The organism is Citrifermentans bremense (genome assembly GCF_014218275.1).
In the GTDB taxonomy this organism is placed as follows: Bacteria; Desulfobacterota; Desulfuromonadia; order Geobacterales; family Geobacteraceae; genus Geomonas; species Geomonas pelophila.
This window is the reverse complement of the sequence record NZ_AP023213.1, coordinates 3387250-3403039: the sequence shown is the minus strand read 5'-3', so window position 1 is coordinate 3403039 and position 15790 is coordinate 3387250. Positions and strand designations below refer to the sequence as shown.

Genomic DNA, 15790 nt, shown 5'->3' with positions numbered 1-15790 from the left:
CATGCCGGCCGAACTTCGGGACCTATTCCGGTCCGACTTGGAGCCGTGGCGTAAACTTCCTTGAAATGTCTTCCTTTTCTGCAAGACTCTTTGGATTGTAAAAAACTAATCCAAGGAGGATTTGTCATGGCACAGGCGATGTTCTGCCGCCAATGCGAACAGGCGGCCCGGGGTGTGGGATGCGACGTGATGGGTAACTGCGGCAAGGACCCGCAGGTATCGGCCCTGCTCGACCTGATGGTCCACGGGCTCAAGGGGACGGCGGTCTACGCGCACCTGGCGCGCGAGTTGGGGGAGAAGGACCAGGAAGTGGACCGCTTCATGCTGGACGGGCTTTTCACCAGGGTCACCAACGTCAACTTCGACCCCGACGACATCGCCCGGCGGCTGCAGAAATGCTTCCAGATGAAGGAGCGGGCGAAGTCGCTGTACCAGGACGCCCACCAGAGGCAAAAGGGCTCCCCCGCCCCCGAGATCACCGAGGGGCCCGCCACCTGGACCCCCGCGGGCGACACAAAGGCGCTCATCGACCAGGGGCGTCAGTACGGCATCTTCACCTGGCACCAGGACCCGAACATCCTATCCACCATCGAGATCCTGATCTACGGCCTGCTGGGGATGGGGGCGTTCGCCTGGCACGCGACCGAGATGGGGAAGGAGGACGAGGAGATCTACGCCTTCATCCACCGCTCGCTTGCGGCCACCACCGACCCCCAGGCGACGCTTCAGGATTTCGTCGCCCTCTCGCTTGAGTGCGGCAAGATGAACCTGCGCACCATGGAGCTTTTGTACCAGGGGCACGAGGAGCGCCTGCAGGCACCGGAACCGATGTCGGTGAATCTCGGCACCCGCGGCGGCAAGGGGATCGTGGTCTCAGGCCACGACCTCCCGATGCTGGAGGAGCTCCTGAAGCAAAGCGAGGGGAAGGGGATCTTCGTCTACACCCACGGCGAGATGCTTCCCGCCAACGGCTACCCGGGCTTGAGGAAGTACTCCCATTTCGCCGGCCACTTCGGCACCGCCTGGCAGAACCAGACCCGCGAGCTCCCCGGCTTCAACGGGGCCATCATCTTCAACACCAACTGCATCCAAAAGCCCGATGCAAACTACACCGACCGGCTCTTCACCTGGGGAGAGGTCGCCTGGCCGGGCATCCCGCACCTCGAGGGGTGGGACTTCACGCCGGTGATCGACAAGGCGCTCTCGCTTCCCGACCTCCCGGAGAACCCGGGGCAGGAGATCCTGGTCGGCTTCGGGCACGAGGCGGTGTTCAAGGTGGCCGGGGCCGTGGTTGACGCGGTGAAAAACGGCGCCATCCGCCGCTTCTTCCTGATCGGCGGCTGCGACGGCGCCAAAAGCGGGCGCAATTACTTCACCGAGCTCGCCGAAAAGGTCCCGAAGGACTGCGTCATTCTGACGCTTGCCTGCGGCAAGAACCGCTTCAACCGCCTCGAGTTCGGCGACATAGGGGGGATCCCCCGGCTCCTTGACGTGGGGCAGTGCAACGACGCCTATTCCGCCATCAGGATCGCGCTGGCGCTCGCCGACGCCTTCCAGTGCCAGGTGAACGACCTGCCGCTCTCCATGATCCTCTCCTGGTACGAGCAGAAGGCGCACGTCATCCTGCTCACCCTGCTGCACCTGGGAATCAAGGGGATCCGCCTCGGCCCCTCGCTTCCCGCCTACGTCTCGCCGGCGGTGCTCGACTTCCTGGTGCAGAACTACGACCTGGGGCCGATCACGACCGCTGAACAGGACCTGCAGCACGCGCTCGGGGCCTAGCAGCGATTGCGGCCGTTGCCAAAAGAAAAGGGTCAGCCGCGCGGCTGGCCCTTTTCGTCTCTCCAATGCAGTCCCCCGCATGGCCCAAACCTCTCCTCATTTCTTTACGAAATCTTTATCCCGGCGGCCCGCTTTTTGATGCATAATTTACGCTTCATGCTCTACCCTGATACTAGACGAGGCCCGTGCGACAGCGGAGATGTTCTAGAGCGAGGTGAGCGCAATGAGAGTCTTTTATTTCAGCCCCGAAAGCGGTGTCTATCAAGGCGAAGGTTTTCTGGATGAGCGGGACCTGGAAACGGTTGACGCACTGACTCCGATAGCCCCTCCACGTTACCGCAAGGGTGAGGTTCCTGTCTTCAGCGTGACGTCACAGCGCTGGATGATTTTGAAAGTGGCGCAAAATACAAACCTGTCACAGTAAGGGCGCTCACCGATTCACAGGCGGCAATTCTTAGTCAGCTCAGTCCACTGGAAAACCAGCGGCAAACTGGTACGCTCTTCAGGATTTTCCTGAACACTTCAGAAGGAACCGGGGAAAAATTCGTGAGCGTTCTGGTTGCGATACGGGGTTACCTGATCAGCCTGCTCCTCGTCGCAGGCGCCACGGTCATCTGCGAGCAGGTCCGGCCGCACCTGGTCCCGACCAACATGGTGATGGTCTACCTTCTGGCCGTCGTGGCGGCCGCAGCCAAGCTCGGCCGTCGCCCCGCCATAGCGACCGCCTTTTTCAGCGTCCTCGCCTTCGACTTCTTCTTCGTCCCCCCCAGGCTTACCTTCAGCGTCGCCGAAAAGGAGTACCTGGTCACCTTCCTCGGCTTCTTCGTGGTCGGGGTGATGATAAGCTCGCTGGTGGCCAAGGTCCGGGAGCAGTCCCTGGAGCGGGAGCGGCTCTCGCAGGAGGCGGAAAAGGCGAGGATCCTTCAAGCCCGCGAGAACCTGGAGCGGGCGCTTTTGAACTCCATATCGCACGATTTGAGGACACCGCTGGTCTCCATCAAGGGGGCGCTCTCGGCGTTGAAGGAGCAGGGGGAGCGCCTGACCCCCGAGGCGAGACGGGATCTCCTGGAGACGGCAAACGACGAGGCGGAGCGGCTGAACCGTTTCGTGGGGAACCTCCTGGACCTGAGCCGCCTGGAGGCGGGAGCGTTGCGCCCGAGGATCGAGCCGTGCGACCTGCAGGAGCTGGTAGGCTGCGCGATGTCGGCCATGGAGGTCCGGCTCGGCGACCGCAAGGTGACGCTCCAGCTGCCGCAGGGGCTCACCCTGGTTTCGCTGGATCTGGTGCTGATGACCCAGGTCCTGGTGAACCTGCTGGACAACGCCAACAAGTACGCCCCCGCGCAAGGGAGCATCGAGGTGACGGCGCGCATCTGCGGCGCCTGGCTCTCCTTGACCGTAGCCGACCGGGGGGCGGGGGTCCCGGAGGCGGAGCTCTTCCACATCTTCGAGAAGTTCCACCGGGTGCAGGTCCCCGAGAAGACCGGGGGGACCGGCCTTGGGCTTTCCATCTGCAAGGGGATCGTCGAGGCGCACGGCGGCAGCATCGCCGCCCGCAACCGCCCGGAGGGGGGGCTCGCCGTCGAGATCCTGCTGCCGCTTGACCAAGGAGTAGAGGAACCATGAAAGAGACCCGAGAGGCGACCGGGCAGCGGATACTGGTCATAGACGACGAGGCGGCCATCCGCCGCTTCCTGCACTCCGCGCTTTCCTCGGAGGAGTTCACCCTGCACGAGGCCGACTCGGGGCACAGCGGGCTTTCCGCCGCCGCGGCCTTCAGGCCCGACCTGATCCTCCTGGACCTGGGGCTTCCCGACCTGGAGGGGATCGAGGTGATCCGCCGCATCCGCGAGTGGTCCCAGGTCCCCATCATCGTCCTCTCGGTGCGCGAGCGCGAGGACGACAAGGTGGCGGCTTTGGACGCCGGCGCCGACGACTACCTGACCAAGCCATTCGGGGTGGGGGAACTGCTCGCCCGCATGAGGGCTTCCCTGCGCCGCTCGGCAGTGCAGCCCCCCGAGCCGGTCTTTTCCAGCGGCGACCTGAAGGTGGACCTCAACCTGCGCCGGGTGACGGTCGGTGGCGCCGAGGTCCAGCTGACCCCTAACGAGTACGACCTCCTGCGCCTGCTCATAGCCCACGCCGACAAGGTGATGACCCACGGCCAGATCCTGAAGCAGATCTGGGGGGTGGCGTACCAGGAGCAGCCCCAGGTGCTCAGGGTCACCATCAGCAACCTGAGGAAGAAGGTCGAGCGCGACCCCTCGCGCCCCAGGCACATCACCACGGAGCCGGGGGTGGGGTACCGGTTGAAGCAGGTCCAATCATGAAAAACGGAGCGCCCGATTCCTACTGGAGCGGCATCGTCAAGGCGATGGGGCTCGTCTTCGGGGACATCGGCACCAGCCCGATCTACACCCTCACCGTCATCTTCGCCCTCACCCCCGCGACGCTCCAAAACGTTTTCGGGATACTCTCGCTCGTCTTTTGGACCCTGACCCTGCTGGTGAGCGCCGAGTACGCCTGGCTCGCCATGAGCTTGAGCCGCAAGGGGGAGGGGGGGACCATCGTCCTCAAGGAGATCCTGGTCCGGATGCTGAAGCCCGGGCGGCAGCTAGCCTTCGTGGTCTTCCTCTCCTACCTGGGGGCCTGCCTGCTCTTGGGCGACGGGGTGATAACCCCGGCCATCTCCATCCTCTCCGCGGTGGAGGGGCTCGAGCTGATACCGGGGCTGGAGCATACCGGCCAGGGGGAGCTGATCCTGATCGCCGCGGTGATCGCGGTGGGGCTTTTCCTGGCCCAGTCGAAGGGAACCGACAAGGTGGCCGGCGCCTTCGGCCCGATCATGGTGCTCTGGTTTTCCGCGCTCGCCTTATCGGGCCTTGCCTCCATCAGCGCCATGCCCTCCATTTTGAGCGCCATCAACCCCTACTACGCGCTCCAGTTCATGCTGCATCACGGGCTGGGAGGCTTCTTCGTCCTCTCCGAGGTGATCCTCTGCGCCACCGGGGGGGAGGCGCTCTACGCCGACATGGGGCATCTGGGGCGCAGGCCGATCCTGCGCGCCTGGTATTTCGCCTTCGCCGCCCTCGTGATCAACTACTTCGGCCAGGGGGTGTACCTGCTCGACCACCCGGAGGCGAAGAACTACCTCTTCGGCATGGTGCAGCACCAGGCACCGCTTTTCTACATACCCTTCCTGATCCTCACCGTGCTCGCAACGGTCATCGCCTCGCAGGCTATGATCAGCGGCGTCTTCTCCGTGGTCTACCAGGGGATCACCACGCGGATCCTCCCCCTGTTGCGGGTGGAGTTCACCTCGACCCATCTGAAGTCGCAGATCTACCTCTCCTCGGTGAACTGGACCCTGATGCTGGCCGTCCTCGTGGTGATGCTCTTCTTCAAAAGGAGCGAGCACCTGGCCGCGGCCTACGGGCTCGCGGTCACCGGGACCATGACCATCACCGGGATCATGATGGTGATGATCTTCTCCCGCACCACCAAGAAGTGGAAGGTCCCGCTAGCCGTCGCGGTGACCGTCGTGGACCTCGTTTTCTTCCTCTCCTGCCTCAACAAGATCCCCCACGGCGGCTACTGGTCCATCGTGCTCGGCTCCATCCCCTTTTGCACCATCATGGTCTGGACCCGGGGACAGCGCGCCCTGTACCGGGCGCTCAAGCCGCTCGACTTCGACACCTTCGACCTCGCCTACCGCCAGATCTACGCCAAAGGGAAGAACATCCCCGGCACCGCGCTTTTCTTCGTCAAGGAGTGGAGCGTGATCCCCCCTTACCTCGTGCACTGCATCATCCGCAGCAACATCATCTACGAGCGCAACGTCCTGATCTCGATCATGCGCACCGACGAGCCGTACGGCCTGAAGGTGGAGCTGAAGCGCGCCCTCTCGGCCGGGCTCGACGCCATCGAGATCCGCGCAGGCTACCTGGAGATCCTGAACATAGAGGGGGTCTTGAAGGAAAACGGGATTCAGGAGAAGGTGATCTTCTACGGGGTCGAGGACATAGTCACCGACAACCCGGTCTGGAAGCTCTTCGCCACCATCAAGCGGCAGACTCCCAACTTCGTGCAGTTCCACAACCTCCCCCCCGCGAAGCTCCAGGGGGTCGTGACCCGGGTGGAAATGTGAATGAAAGGGGGCCGGCTGCATCTGCAGCTGCACCTTTAGCCACCCTTCCTTCCTCAGGTCGAAGGCCTGGTACGCCTCGATGACGTTCGAGAATGGGGAGGCGCACTATGGCGTCAGTAGGCTCTTCAATCCGGGAGAGGGGGGCCTGGCAACGAAGGGGAGGCGTCGGGCGGAGGAGGCGCGATGCCTCCTCATGCGGTACAATCCCTCTAACCGAGGAGCTAATTAACCTGGTCGGTGAAGGGAGCTAACATGATCGTAGGGGTCTTGAAGGAGATCAAGGTCGAGGAGAACCGGGTGAGCATGACCCCGGCGGGCGTGGAGGTGATGGTGCGCCACGGCCATACGGTGCTGGTGGAAAAGTCGGCGGGGGTGGGGAGCGGCTTTGGCGACGACGCCTACCTGAAGGCGGGGGCGGAGGTCGTGGAGACGGCAGCGGAGCTCTACGCCCGCGCACAGCTGGTCATGCACGTGAAGGAGCCGCAGCCCTCGGAGTACGAGCTGATCCGCGAGGGGCAGGTCCTTTTCACCTACTTCCACTTCGCGGCGAGCGAATCGCTCACCCGCGCCATGATGAAGAGCAAGGCGGTCGCCATCGCCTACGAGACCATCACCGGCCCGGGGGACACGCTGCCGCTTCTGACCCCGATGAGCGAGGTGGCGGGGCGCATGGCGGCCCAGCAGGCCGCCAAGTATTCGGAGCGGGCCCAGGGGGGGCGCGGCATCCTCCTGGGCGGGGTCCCCGGCGTCCAACCGGCGACGGTCCTGGTTTTGGGAGGGGGCGTGGTGGGAACCCATGCGGCGCAGATGGCCTGCGGCCTGGGGGCGAAGGTCTACCTCCTGGACCTGAGCCTGGAGCGCCTGCGCCACCTCTGCGAGACCATGCCCAGAAACTGCTTCCCGCTGATGAGTTCCCCGGCTGCCATCCGGGAGCTCCTGCCGCAGGCGGACGCGGTGATCGGCGCGGTGCTGGTGCACGGCGCCAGGGCGCCCAAGCTGGTGACCCGCGAGATGCTCAGGAGCATGAAGCCGGGCGCGGTGCTGGTGGACGTGGCCATCGACCAGGGAGGGTGCTTCGAGACCTCGCGCCCGACCACGCACACCGACCCCGTCTACCTCCTGGACGGCGTGCTCCATTACTGCGTCGCCAACATGCCGGGGGCGGTCCCGCTCACCTCGACCGTGGCGCTCACCAACGCCACGCTCCCCTTCGCCGTGGCGCTCGCCGACCACGGGTGGCAGGAGGCGTCGCGCCGAAACCCCGGCATCAAGGAGGGGATCAACATCGCCGTTGGGCTCGTCACCTACCGCGCCGTGGCCGAGGCCTTCGGGCTTGCCCATACCCCGGTCCACGCCGTTTTGACCTGACCCGCCCGCTTCAGGCGCAAAAAAAGAGGCTGGCCGCTAAGCGCGCCAGCCTCTTTGCCGTTTGAGGGGTGAGGAAAGAAGGGGGGTCACGGCACCCTGAGGTGCAGCTTGCGCAAGACGCTCTCGTTTATTTTCAGCTGCGCCTTGCGCGGGTCCAGGACGGGGACGTGCTGGCTCCCCCCCTTGAGCAGCGAACAGGCGAGCTCGCCCGCCTGGGTCCCGATGTCGAACGGGTCGATGTCGAGCGCGGCCGCCGCGCCGTTTTTAAGGTAGTGGCTGGCGAAGCTTACCGCCGGGACGTTCTCGGTCATCGAGAAAAGGAGCAGGGCCTCCATGTTCACCGTGGTCACCACGGTGGCGTCGGGGAGCATCCAGAGCGCGTCGATCTCCCCCTTCATCCTGGCCAGTTTCCCCTGCAGGTCGCGCGGGTTGCGCAGCGGTTCGGCCACCAGCGACACCCCTTCCTGCCGGGCCTCCTGCTGCGCCCTTTTCAGGTATTGCCCGCTCTTCTGCGGGTCGTAGAAGACGCCTACCCGCTTCACCCCGAGCTCGTGGAACAGCTTCAGGTACTCCCTCGGGGGGACGGTCATGGCTACCCCGCCGACGCTGTCGGGGGCATGCCGGTTCAGGCTGAGCGACAAAAGCGCCACCACCGGCACCTCGCGGACCTTGCGGGAGGCGGCAAGTGCCCGGTCCCCGACCGCGACCACCACCCTGGGGCGCTCCTCCTTCACCAGGCGCTGCACGTCGACTTCGGCGTAGTCGGAGAGGTGGACCGTCTCCTCCGAGCTCCTGCATTCGGAGCGGAAGCCGCGCAGCGCATCGCTGTAGATCTGGCTCCGGCTCGATTCCAGGATCAGCAGGTCCGCCCCCTGCGCGCAGGGGAGAGGGGGGAGGCAAAATGCCAGTAGCAGGAAGAGGGCAAAGGCGCGCATCAGAAAAACCACCTCGCTCCCGCCTCGAACCAGCGCGGCGCGTTGGCCCGGAAGTCGTAGATGTACCGGTCGCTGTTGAAGATGTTGTGCCAGGACAGGAACAGCTCTGGGGACGATTCGGAGCCGGGAGCGAGCTTCTGTGCGAGATGGAAGTCCCACAACTCACCCTTCGCCTTCCCCAGGGGGCCCAGGTCGTGCAGCTTCGCCCAGTCGCCCAGAAGGGTTGCCGAACTCCCGGTCCGCTCGTTGTCGTACCTTACCCCGACTTTCAGCGCCTGGCGCGGGCCCGCGTCTATGGAGGAAAGCTTCTCGCCGGTCTTGTGGTCCCGGGCGTCGGTGAAGTTGTAGGCGCCTGTCAAGGTGAACCCGTAAAAGGGGGAGCTTTTCAGTTCCAGCTCGGCCCCCTGCTTCACCTGCTGGTCGAGCTTGGGCGTGGGGCGGTCGAAGTTCTGGATGTTCCAGACCTCGGCGTAAAAGAAGGTCGCTTTCACCCAGACGAAGGGGAGGTCGGCGCTCTCAACCCCCGCCTGCACGGTCCGCACGTGCTGCAGGTCCCGCTGCACCTGCCCGTTCACCATCCCCATGTTGCTGATGATCGGCATGCTGTAGCCGTACGCCGCGTAGCCGCGCAAAAGCGTGTTGTCGGTAAGCCTCACCGTGGCGCCCAGGGTGAAGCTTACCGGGTCCTCCATGAGGCTGAGCCGGTCCAGGCGCGCTCCCGGCAGGATGGAGAGCCTTCCCGCCGTGTAAATGCCGTTTAGATAGGCCGATTCCCGCCTGAGTCCAAGATCGTAGTTCTGCTGCGGCAGCCGCCGCACCGACTCGTGGAGACCAACCTCGGTTTCCTCGTAGGAGACCCCCGCCTTCAGGGCGTGGCTTGCGTCTCCCCAGTTGAGCGCGGCGTCGGCTCCCCGGAAGGCCTCCTCCCCTCGGGCGTTGTACAAGGGGGTGCCGGTGGTGAGGCGGGCAGCGTGGCTGAGAGCTTCCCGCCTCCCCGCATGCGCGTTCGCCTCCAGCTCGAGGCGCTGGGCCAGGGGGTATTTGAGCACGAGGTTGCCGGTTGTGTGCGTGGCGGCGCCGGTGTCGCGCATGTCGAGCAGCCGCGACTCCTCGAGACCGACCATGCTGTGCCGTGCGTCTATGCTGAGTGCCAGCTCCCCGCCGTTGACAAAGCCGTAGTTCAGCTTGCCGAAGCCGTGGTTCATGTCGGTGTCGTTGCCGGCAACGAGGCCGTCGGAACGGAGCTTGCCGGCGGTCAGGTAGTAGCCGAAGCGCTCCCCGCTGCCGCTTGCCTCGGCGCGCAGGTCCCGGGTGGCGCTCTTGCCGCTGGAGGCCGAAACCATGCCGGCGGCGACCCGGTCCGCGGCGGGGCTTTTGGTGACGATGTTGATCACCCCCCCCAGCGCCGACCCCCAGGCGGCCGAGGCCGCCCCCTTCACCACCTCGATCCTTTCGACCATCTGCACAGGGATCAGCCCCACCTGGGCCACGTTCTCGGAGCCGATGAAGTTCTGGGCCACGCCGTCGATCTGCACCAGTACGTGCCGCCCCGACGCGCCCAGCATCTCGAAGAAGGTGACGCTCCCGGGGGTCTGCAGCTGGTCTATCTGGATGCCGGGAAGGGTCTGCAGCACCTCCGCGACGGTATGTGCGTTGATGCGGGCGATCTCCTCGGAGGTGATAACGGTGACGTTTTCGGCGATGCGGGAAGCAGGGCGGGGGAAGCGCGCGAGAGGCGGTGGGGAATCGTAGAGGCCCAAGGAGCTGCTGAGCTCGTCCGCCCCATGGCACAGCGAGGGAGCGGCGGCGAGAACGCTGCAGAGGAAGGCGCAACGAAACAGCAATTTCTTCATCGGGTTAGGTCTCAAACGAGGAGCCTGTCGCAAAAGATTGGTTGACAGCAGCGAAAATTTCTGAAAAAAACAAAATTACGGCGCCGACATTCGTATCAGTTTGGCATTATTCTGTCAAAGAAATTTGAATTAACTGTATTTAGTATTTCCCCTTTCTGGTATAGTTAGAGGAACTGCTTAAACTCTCTGCGCCGGTATGTGATGTCGAACGCTTTCTGAGTGTTCGTGTAAGTCATTTCCTATGCGCCCTTACGGGCTTTGACTGTACCTGGCCTAGCCGAGCGCGCCGGCCAGGTTTTACCTGAAGACGGCGTCTAGCGCCGGCCGGCACGCCCCCCCGGGGCCACGAGAGATTCCAACGGAGACGGGCATGGCACTCCCTCAAAGACTCTCGACCTTCCGCTCCAGCTTCCAGTTCAAGCTCCTGCTCCGCTTCACGCTCTTCGCCGCGGTCATCACCGCCGTCTGCGTCACCCTCTTCGTCATCTACCAGATCAAGGAAGACAAGCGGCACGTGTCCGAACAGCTCCGGCTCGAGGCCCGCAGCCTGGCAAACTCCGTCCGCCTTCCCCTCTACGCGGAGAACCTGGAGCTCCTCGACTGGTACGCGCGGGAAACCCTGCGTCTTCCGAAAATCCGCTGCGTCGAGATAGTTGGGGGCAACGGCAAGGTGCAGGTGAGGGTCCCACCGCTTCCCACCGCCCCGCGCGGAGAGCTGATCGTGGCAGCGGCGCAGGTGCGGACCCTGCCGCCCCACTTCTCGCAGGAGCCGTCGCTTCAGGGGGAGGGGGACCTGGTCGGGGAGGTGCGGCTTTACCGCAGCACCGAGGACCTCTGGCAGGCCGGGCGCAGGCTCGCCTGGTTCTCCTGCGTCCTGGCCGTTGCCTGCTGGCTCCTGGTCTCCTTTTCCTGTTACCTGCTCCTTAGAAGGGTCACCGCCTCGTTCAACTCGCTGATGCGCGGGCTGCAGAACGTGCACGGCGGCGATTACGTCTCTCGCATCGCCGTAACCTCGGACGACGAGCCGGGGAGGGCGTCGGCCTCGGTGAACGAGCTGGCCGAGTCGCTCAGGCAGCGCGAAGAGGAGAACCGCCGCCTGCACAGGGAACTCATGGCCTCGATGGATTTCGAGATCGCCTCGAAGCGGCAGCTGGTATCCATCAACACCGACCTGGAGAAGGAGATATCGGAGAGGACCCGCGCACAGCAGGAGCTGAAGAACCTGGTGGAGCAGCTCCCTTTGGGGATCATCTGGTCCGACGACGAGGGGGTCATCGAGTACCTGAACGCCTTCATCGCGGAGAGGATCGGCTACAGCGACACCCGCCGCGTCGACGAGTGGCTCTGCCGGGTCTGCCCCGATGCGGGCTACCGCGAAAGGGTCCTCCTCCAGCGCCGCGCCGCCATCGAGGGGTGGGAGCGGGAGCAGCTGGTCACCTTCTACGAGGTGAAGGCCCTTTGCAGCGACGGCTCCCAGCGCCATCTCAGCTGCAGCAACCAGCGCTCCGGCTCTCGCACCGTCGACATCATCATCGACCTGACCGACCGGGAGCTCCTGCAGCAGCAGATCGTCCGGAACCAGAAGCTGGAATCGATCGGGGTTCTGGCCGGGGGAATCGCACACAACTTCAACAACGCCCTGACCGGGGTCCTTGGCTACATCTCCTTCGCCAAAAAGTACCTGGACCAGTCCCACCGCGCGCACTCGCTCCTTTTGCACGCCGAGAGGGCGACCCTGCGTGCCGCGGGCTTCGCCAACCAGCTTCTGAGCTTCGCCAAGGGGGGGACGCCGATCAGGAAGGCGGTGCCGGTGGCAAGGCTCGTGGAGGATTCGGTGCAGCTCGCCACAAGCGGCTCCAACGTGACCGCGGTGATCGAGCTTCCACCCGACCTCCCGCCGGTGTACGTGGACGACGGGCAGATGCGCCAGGCCTTCAACTGCATCTGCATCAACGCGGTACAGGCGATGCCCGAAGGAGGGGTGCTCACCGTGAGCGGTAAAAGCGTCGGCTCTGCGCAGGAGGGGCTCCCGGCGCCTCTTTGCGGCAGCTACGTCGAGCTCAGCTTCCGGGACCAGGGGTGCGGCATCCGCGAGGAGGACAAGTCCAACATCTTCACCCCCTACTTCACCACCAAGGCGGAGCTGGGGACGGGGCTCGGGCTCGCCACGGTGCACTCCATCATCACCAGGCACGACGGCGCGATCACCTTCGACACCACCCTGGGGGATGGAACCACCTTCACCCTCTACCTCCCGGTCTTCAGGAGCAAGGGGCAATCCGCCCCTTCAGGAGCAACCCCGCTCCCCGCGGCAACCGTCGCGGGAAGGGAGATCCTGGTCATGGACGACGAGGAAATGATCCGCAACCTAGCCGTCCAGGTGCTCTCCTCGCAGGGGTACCGGGTCACCGTCTGCGGCAGCGGAGAAGAGGCGGCCCTCCTCTACGGCGAGGCCTACCGCCTGGGCACCCCGTACCTCGCCGCGATCCTGGACCTCACGGTCGCCAACGGCAGCGGCGGCAAGGAAGCGGCCCGCCGGATCCTTGCCCTCGACCCCGAGGCCCGGCTCATCGTCTCCAGCGGCTACAGCGACGACGAGGTGATGCAGCGCTACCGGGATTATGGCTTCTGCGCCGCCTCGCCCAAGCCCTACGACGCCGACAAGCTCCTGCGCCTTTTGCAGGAGCTGGAGCAGCGGCGTGAAGGGGAGGGTGATTTGACGCTGGGTGATTTGACCCAGTAAGCGGCAAAGGCGGCTTTCCCCGGGGCCCCGGACCAAGCCCCCACTCGGTCGAGCTGCTGCTCAAGTAAAAGAGGGTCCCGGTACGGCAGGGGGCGGACCGCCTGGCGGTGCCGCCCCTTTTATTATCGCTGGGACACGTTTTCCCAGGCACCTTACCTGTCTTTGCGGTGGCAGTTGGGAAGGGCGCCGCCGCTGCAGGTTTGCTCCCTTTGCTCCTTTGCCACCGGGGCTGCGGAAGAGAGCAGGGCACCTTGCCGGGCCACCGGGCGCTCCTCCTGGTCCAGCAGGCCGCGCAGGTCCGGGCTCTTGGGTGAAGTGGCTATCGCCGCGGCCAGGCAGGCGATGGCGAGCAGCAGGATGACGATGCACTTAGCGCTCATGACCTCCCTCCCGCCGGGCCGGCGCAAGGTAAGGCTGCCCGTCGGCTGGACTCCTCAGTAACTCTGTCATGCTCCGCATGGGGCAATCTGCTCCCCCTCCAACTCCTCGCCATCAAACCGCCCCTCCTCTTTGCCGTTTTCCCCCAGGCCGAACTTCTTCATCCGGTAGCGCAAGGTGTCCCTGCTGGTCTTCAGGTACTTGGCCGCCTTGGTCTGGTTGCCGCCCGATTTCTTCAGGGCCAGCTGTATGATCAGTTTTTCCAGCTCCTCCAGGGATATCCCCTCCGGGAGGAGCTGGATGTGCTCTCCGGCGAACTCGTTGTTGTTGCTGGCCCGCATCAGCTGGTCCCTGGTCTGCTTCTCTGGGTGATCTCCGGGCTCAGGTGCTCGCTTCCCAGCATCATGAGCCGCTTGCCGAAGTAGTCCTCCGCCCCCGTCGTCAACTACCAAAATGCGGTCTTGTTGGTCATGTAATCCCTTCATTGCACAATCGTCTATGAGGATATCCATATATACATTATTTATCAAACAATGGGAAAATATTTTTCAATTGCTGCGCCATTTGGCCCGGTTTCTGTGGGTGATATGGTGCAGCCTCCCACGAGCTCAAACCTCTCCAAGATCTTCGATCCTTTCTTCACGACCAAGCCCGCCGGGCGCGGGCCGGGGTTGGGTCTTACGGTGAGATACGGCATCGTCAAGCGCCACGGCGGCGACATCGACGTGCGCAGCACGGTGGGGAAGGGGACCGAGGTGACCGTGACCGTGCCGCTGCGCCAGCCGAGGGCGGAGGCTTCAAGCGATCCGTATGCTTAATTTTGTTTGACTTTTCCCGCGGCTTCTGGTTAAAGGTCTAGTCGGCGGGCAGGCGGGCGGCTCCTGCCGGGGCGCAGCTGCGCGAAAAGACGATACACGATAATACTAAACCACCCGCGAGGGTGGGGCGGAAAGCCTACAGGGTCTCCAAGAGACAGCCGGGTTGCCGAAATATCTCTGACCAGATACCCGGCAACCCGTTTTTTTTGCCCGAAAGCGATGAGCTTCAGCCGCAAAGAGACTGCCTTCACACAGGCACCCAGAGAAAAGGAGAACACACCCATGTCCAGAAAAAGCATTGCGCTGGCGCTGCTGCTGCAGGTCGCGGCGCTGCCGGTTTTGTCGGCTCAGGAGCTTTACGCCTCCAACGTCGGGGTTGACGTCAACATCCATCTCGGCAACCAGCCGCGCCCGGTGGTGGTGGCCCCCCCTCCCGCGGTTGTGGTGGCCCCCCCTCCTGCCGTGGTGACCCAGACCCCTTACTACGACGACGTCGAGGAGGAGGTCGAGTTCGTCTATCCGGAACCGCTCGGTTTCTACGTGGCCGTGGGGGTCCCTTACGACCTCTTCTTCTACAACAACAGCTACTTCATGTTCCGGGACGGCCGCTGGCTCAGGTCCTACAGCAGCCGTGGCCGCTGGGTCCCGGTGAGCTACCGCCAACTCCCCCCCCCGATGCGCAGGCACCGGATCGACCGGATCAGGGAGTACCGGACCAGGGAGTACGCGATCTACCAGCGTGACCGCGACCACTACCGCGGCCGGCACCGTTCCGACAGGGGTTACTGGAAGGCCGCTCAACACGAGGACAAGCGCTACGAAAAGGAGCGCCGCCGCGAAGAGAAGCGTTACGACAAGGAGCAGCGTCGTGAGGACAAGCGCTATGACAAGGAGCAGCGCCGCGAGGACAAGCGTTACGACAAGGAGCAGCGCCGCGACGACAGGCGCGAAGGGGAGCGTCGCGGCCGCGACTAATGATGCAATTGGCAATGGACAATTGGCAACGCTTTGTTGCCTTTGTCCATTGTCACTTTCATGCGGTCTGCGCCAGTTCGAACCGGTTCGAGGGGGAGGCCTTGTCAGTTGAAGGACTCGCCTGCGCTTTTCACCGTCAATTGTCAATTGTCCATTGTCAATTGACGTTCAGGGAGCCCCATGCAGACAACTTCCGTGAACCGCTGTGCCTGGGCCGGCAGCGACCCTCTCTACTGCGCCTATCACGATCTCGAATGGGGAGTGCCGGTGCACGACGACCGCCTCCTCTTCGAGTTCCTTACCTTGGAGGGTGCCCAGGCGGGGCTCTCCTGGATCACCATCCTGCGCAAACGCGAGGGATACCGCCGCGCCTTCGCGGCTTTCGACCCCGAGGCGGTGGCGCGCTTCACCGACGCCGACCTGGTGCGTCTTGCCGGCGACGAGGCGATCGTAAGAAACCGGCTGAAGATCGCCTCAACCCGCGACAACGCCCGGGCCTTTCTGACGCTGCGCGAGGAGTTCGGCTCCTTCGACGCCTACCTCTGGCGCTTCGTCGACGGAATCCCCCTGCAACCCGCACGGCGCACCCTGGCCGAGGTTCCCGCCTCGACCGCCGTTTCCGACCAGCTGAGCCGCGACCTCAAGAAGCGCGGCTTTCGCTTTGTGGGGAGCACCATCTGTTACGCCTTCATGCAGGCCGTGGGGATGGTGAACGACCATACGGTGAAGTGCTTCCGCTGGGCGGAGCTTTGCGGGAACATTGGAGAAAAGCGGTAACAGCAATTGCGCGG

Annotated in this window: 14 protein-coding genes and 1 riboswitch; of the genes, 10 read left to right on the top strand and 4 right to left on the bottom strand. The window is 64.2% G+C overall.

The features are described from left to right. Window positions 1-126: 126 nt before the first annotated feature. The 6 genes from hcp (at window position 127) to ald (ending at window position 7297) form a co-directional block, all read left to right on the top strand. Complete coding sequence (hcp, locus tag GEOBRER4_RS14925; protein WP_185242976.1) at window positions 127-1782, top strand: hydroxylamine reductase; 1656 nt, start codon at window positions 127-129, stop codon at window positions 1780-1782. Window positions 1783-2005: 223 nt separating this feature from the next. Continuing rightward, window positions 2006-2206 (top strand): hypothetical protein, encoded by a 201-nt coding sequence (locus GEOBRER4_RS14920; protein ID WP_185242975.1) that lies wholly within the window; start codon window positions 2006-2008, stop codon window positions 2204-2206. A gap of 122 nt (window positions 2207-2328) precedes the next feature. After that, complete coding sequence (locus GEOBRER4_RS14915) at window positions 2329-3408, top strand: sensor histidine kinase (protein WP_226377801.1); 1080 nt, start codon at window positions 2329-2331, stop codon at window positions 3406-3408. Beyond that, entirely contained in the window at window positions 3405-4112 is a 708-nt protein-coding gene (locus GEOBRER4_RS14910) for a response regulator (RefSeq protein ID WP_185242974.1), read from the top strand. The genes GEOBRER4_RS14915 and GEOBRER4_RS14910 overlap by 4 nt, the downstream gene beginning before the upstream one ends. Then, a complete protein-coding gene (locus GEOBRER4_RS14905; RefSeq protein ID WP_185242973.1) occupies window positions 4109-5929 on the top strand; it encodes a KUP/HAK/KT family potassium transporter in 1821 nt (606 codons plus the stop codon). Before GEOBRER4_RS14910 ends, GEOBRER4_RS14905 begins: the two co-directional genes overlap by 4 nt. 252 nt (window positions 5930-6181) lie before the next feature. Further along, window positions 6182-7297, top strand: a complete 1116-nt coding sequence (gene ald, locus GEOBRER4_RS14900; protein WP_185242972.1) for an alanine dehydrogenase — start codon at window positions 6182-6184, stop codon at window positions 7295-7297. A gap of 86 nt (window positions 7298-7383) precedes the next feature. Here the strand turns inward: ald and GEOBRER4_RS14895 are convergent, their stop codons facing one another. Further along, window positions 7384-8232, bottom strand: a complete 849-nt coding sequence (locus GEOBRER4_RS14895) for an ABC transporter substrate-binding protein (RefSeq protein ID WP_185242971.1) — start codon at window positions 8230-8232, stop codon at window positions 7384-7386. Beyond that, window positions 8232-10085 (bottom strand): TonB-dependent receptor plug domain-containing protein, encoded by a 1854-nt coding sequence (locus GEOBRER4_RS14890; protein ID WP_226377800.1) that lies wholly within the window; start codon window positions 10083-10085, stop codon window positions 8232-8234. The genes GEOBRER4_RS14895 and GEOBRER4_RS14890 overlap by 1 nt, the downstream gene beginning before the upstream one ends. 370 nt (window positions 10086-10455) lie before the next feature. Between GEOBRER4_RS14890 and GEOBRER4_RS14885 the strand changes: the two genes are divergently transcribed. Continuing rightward, window positions 10456-12828: an ATP-binding protein gene (locus GEOBRER4_RS14885; protein WP_185242969.1), complete on the top strand. Its 2373-nt coding sequence runs from the start codon at window positions 10456-10458 to the stop codon at window positions 12826-12828. Window positions 12829-12980: 152 nt separating this feature from the next. Here the strand turns inward: GEOBRER4_RS14885 and GEOBRER4_RS14880 are convergent, their stop codons facing one another. Next, on the bottom strand, window positions 12981-13208 hold the full coding sequence (locus tag GEOBRER4_RS14880) for a hypothetical protein (protein WP_185242968.1): 228 nt from the start codon (window positions 13206-13208) through the stop codon (window positions 12981-12983). A gap of 66 nt (window positions 13209-13274) precedes the next feature. After that, window positions 13275-13547, bottom strand: a complete 273-nt coding sequence (locus tag GEOBRER4_RS14875) for a helix-turn-helix domain-containing protein (RefSeq protein WP_226377799.1) — start codon at window positions 13545-13547, stop codon at window positions 13275-13277. Window positions 13548-13793: 246 nt separating this feature from the next. Between GEOBRER4_RS14875 and GEOBRER4_RS14870 the strand changes: the two genes are divergently transcribed. From GEOBRER4_RS14870 to GEOBRER4_RS14860, 3 genes are all read left to right on the top strand, one after another. Beyond that, complete coding sequence (locus GEOBRER4_RS14870) at window positions 13794-14024, top strand: ATP-binding protein (RefSeq protein WP_318842560.1); 231 nt, start codon at window positions 13794-13796, stop codon at window positions 14022-14024. A 94-nt stretch (window positions 14025-14118) separates the two neighbouring features. Continuing rightward, window positions 14119-14195, top strand: a riboswitch (cyclic di-GMP riboswitch). Window positions 14196-14306: 111 nt separating this feature from the next. Then, window positions 14307-14999: a hypothetical protein gene (locus tag GEOBRER4_RS14865; RefSeq protein WP_185242967.1), complete on the top strand. Its 693-nt coding sequence runs from the start codon at window positions 14307-14309 to the stop codon at window positions 14997-14999. A gap of 180 nt (window positions 15000-15179) precedes the next feature. Next, window positions 15180-15776 (top strand): DNA-3-methyladenine glycosylase I, encoded by a 597-nt coding sequence (locus GEOBRER4_RS14860; RefSeq protein WP_185242966.1) that lies wholly within the window; start codon window positions 15180-15182, stop codon window positions 15774-15776. Window positions 15777-15790 lie beyond the last annotated feature (14 nt).

Excerpts from the sequence above, each read along its gene's own strand:
- hcp (WP_185242976.1), top strand. The coding sequence starts at position 127 with ATGGCACAGGCGATGTTCTGCCGCCAATGCGAACAGGCGGCCCGGGGT.
- GEOBRER4_RS14920 (WP_185242975.1), top strand. The coding sequence starts at position 2,006 with ATGAGAGTCTTTTATTTCAGCCCCGAAAGCGGTGTCTATCAAGGCGAA.
- GEOBRER4_RS14910 (WP_185242974.1), top strand. The coding sequence starts at position 3,405 with ATGAAAGAGACCCGAGAGGCGACCGGGCAGCGGATACTGGTCATAGAC.
- GEOBRER4_RS14905 (WP_185242973.1), top strand. The coding sequence starts at position 4,109 with ATGAAAAACGGAGCGCCCGATTCCTACTGGAGCGGCATCGTCAAGGCG.
- ald (WP_185242972.1), top strand. The coding sequence starts at position 6,182 with ATGATCGTAGGGGTCTTGAAGGAGATCAAGGTCGAGGAGAACCGGGTG.
- GEOBRER4_RS14895 (WP_185242971.1), bottom strand. The coding sequence starts at position 8,232 with ATGCGCGCCTTTGCCCTCTTCCTGCTACTGGCATTTTGCCTCCCCCCT.
- GEOBRER4_RS14890 (WP_226377800.1), bottom strand. The coding sequence starts at position 10,085 with ATGAAGAAATTGCTGTTTCGTTGCGCCTTCCTCTGCAGCGTTCTCGCC.
- GEOBRER4_RS14885 (WP_185242969.1), top strand. The coding sequence starts at position 10,456 with ATGGCACTCCCTCAAAGACTCTCGACCTTCCGCTCCAGCTTCCAGTTC.
- GEOBRER4_RS14880 (WP_185242968.1), bottom strand. The coding sequence starts at position 13,208 with ATGAGCGCTAAGTGCATCGTCATCCTGCTGCTCGCCATCGCCTGCCTG.
- GEOBRER4_RS14875 (WP_226377799.1), bottom strand. The coding sequence starts at position 13,547 with ATGCGGGCCAGCAACAACAACGAGTTCGCCGGAGAGCACATCCAGCTC.
- GEOBRER4_RS14870 (WP_318842560.1), top strand. The coding sequence starts at position 13,794 with ATGGTGCAGCCTCCCACGAGCTCAAACCTCTCCAAGATCTTCGATCCT.
- GEOBRER4_RS14865 (WP_185242967.1), top strand. The coding sequence starts at position 14,307 with ATGTCCAGAAAAAGCATTGCGCTGGCGCTGCTGCTGCAGGTCGCGGCG.
- GEOBRER4_RS14860 (WP_185242966.1), top strand. The coding sequence starts at position 15,180 with ATGCAGACAACTTCCGTGAACCGCTGTGCCTGGGCCGGCAGCGACCCT.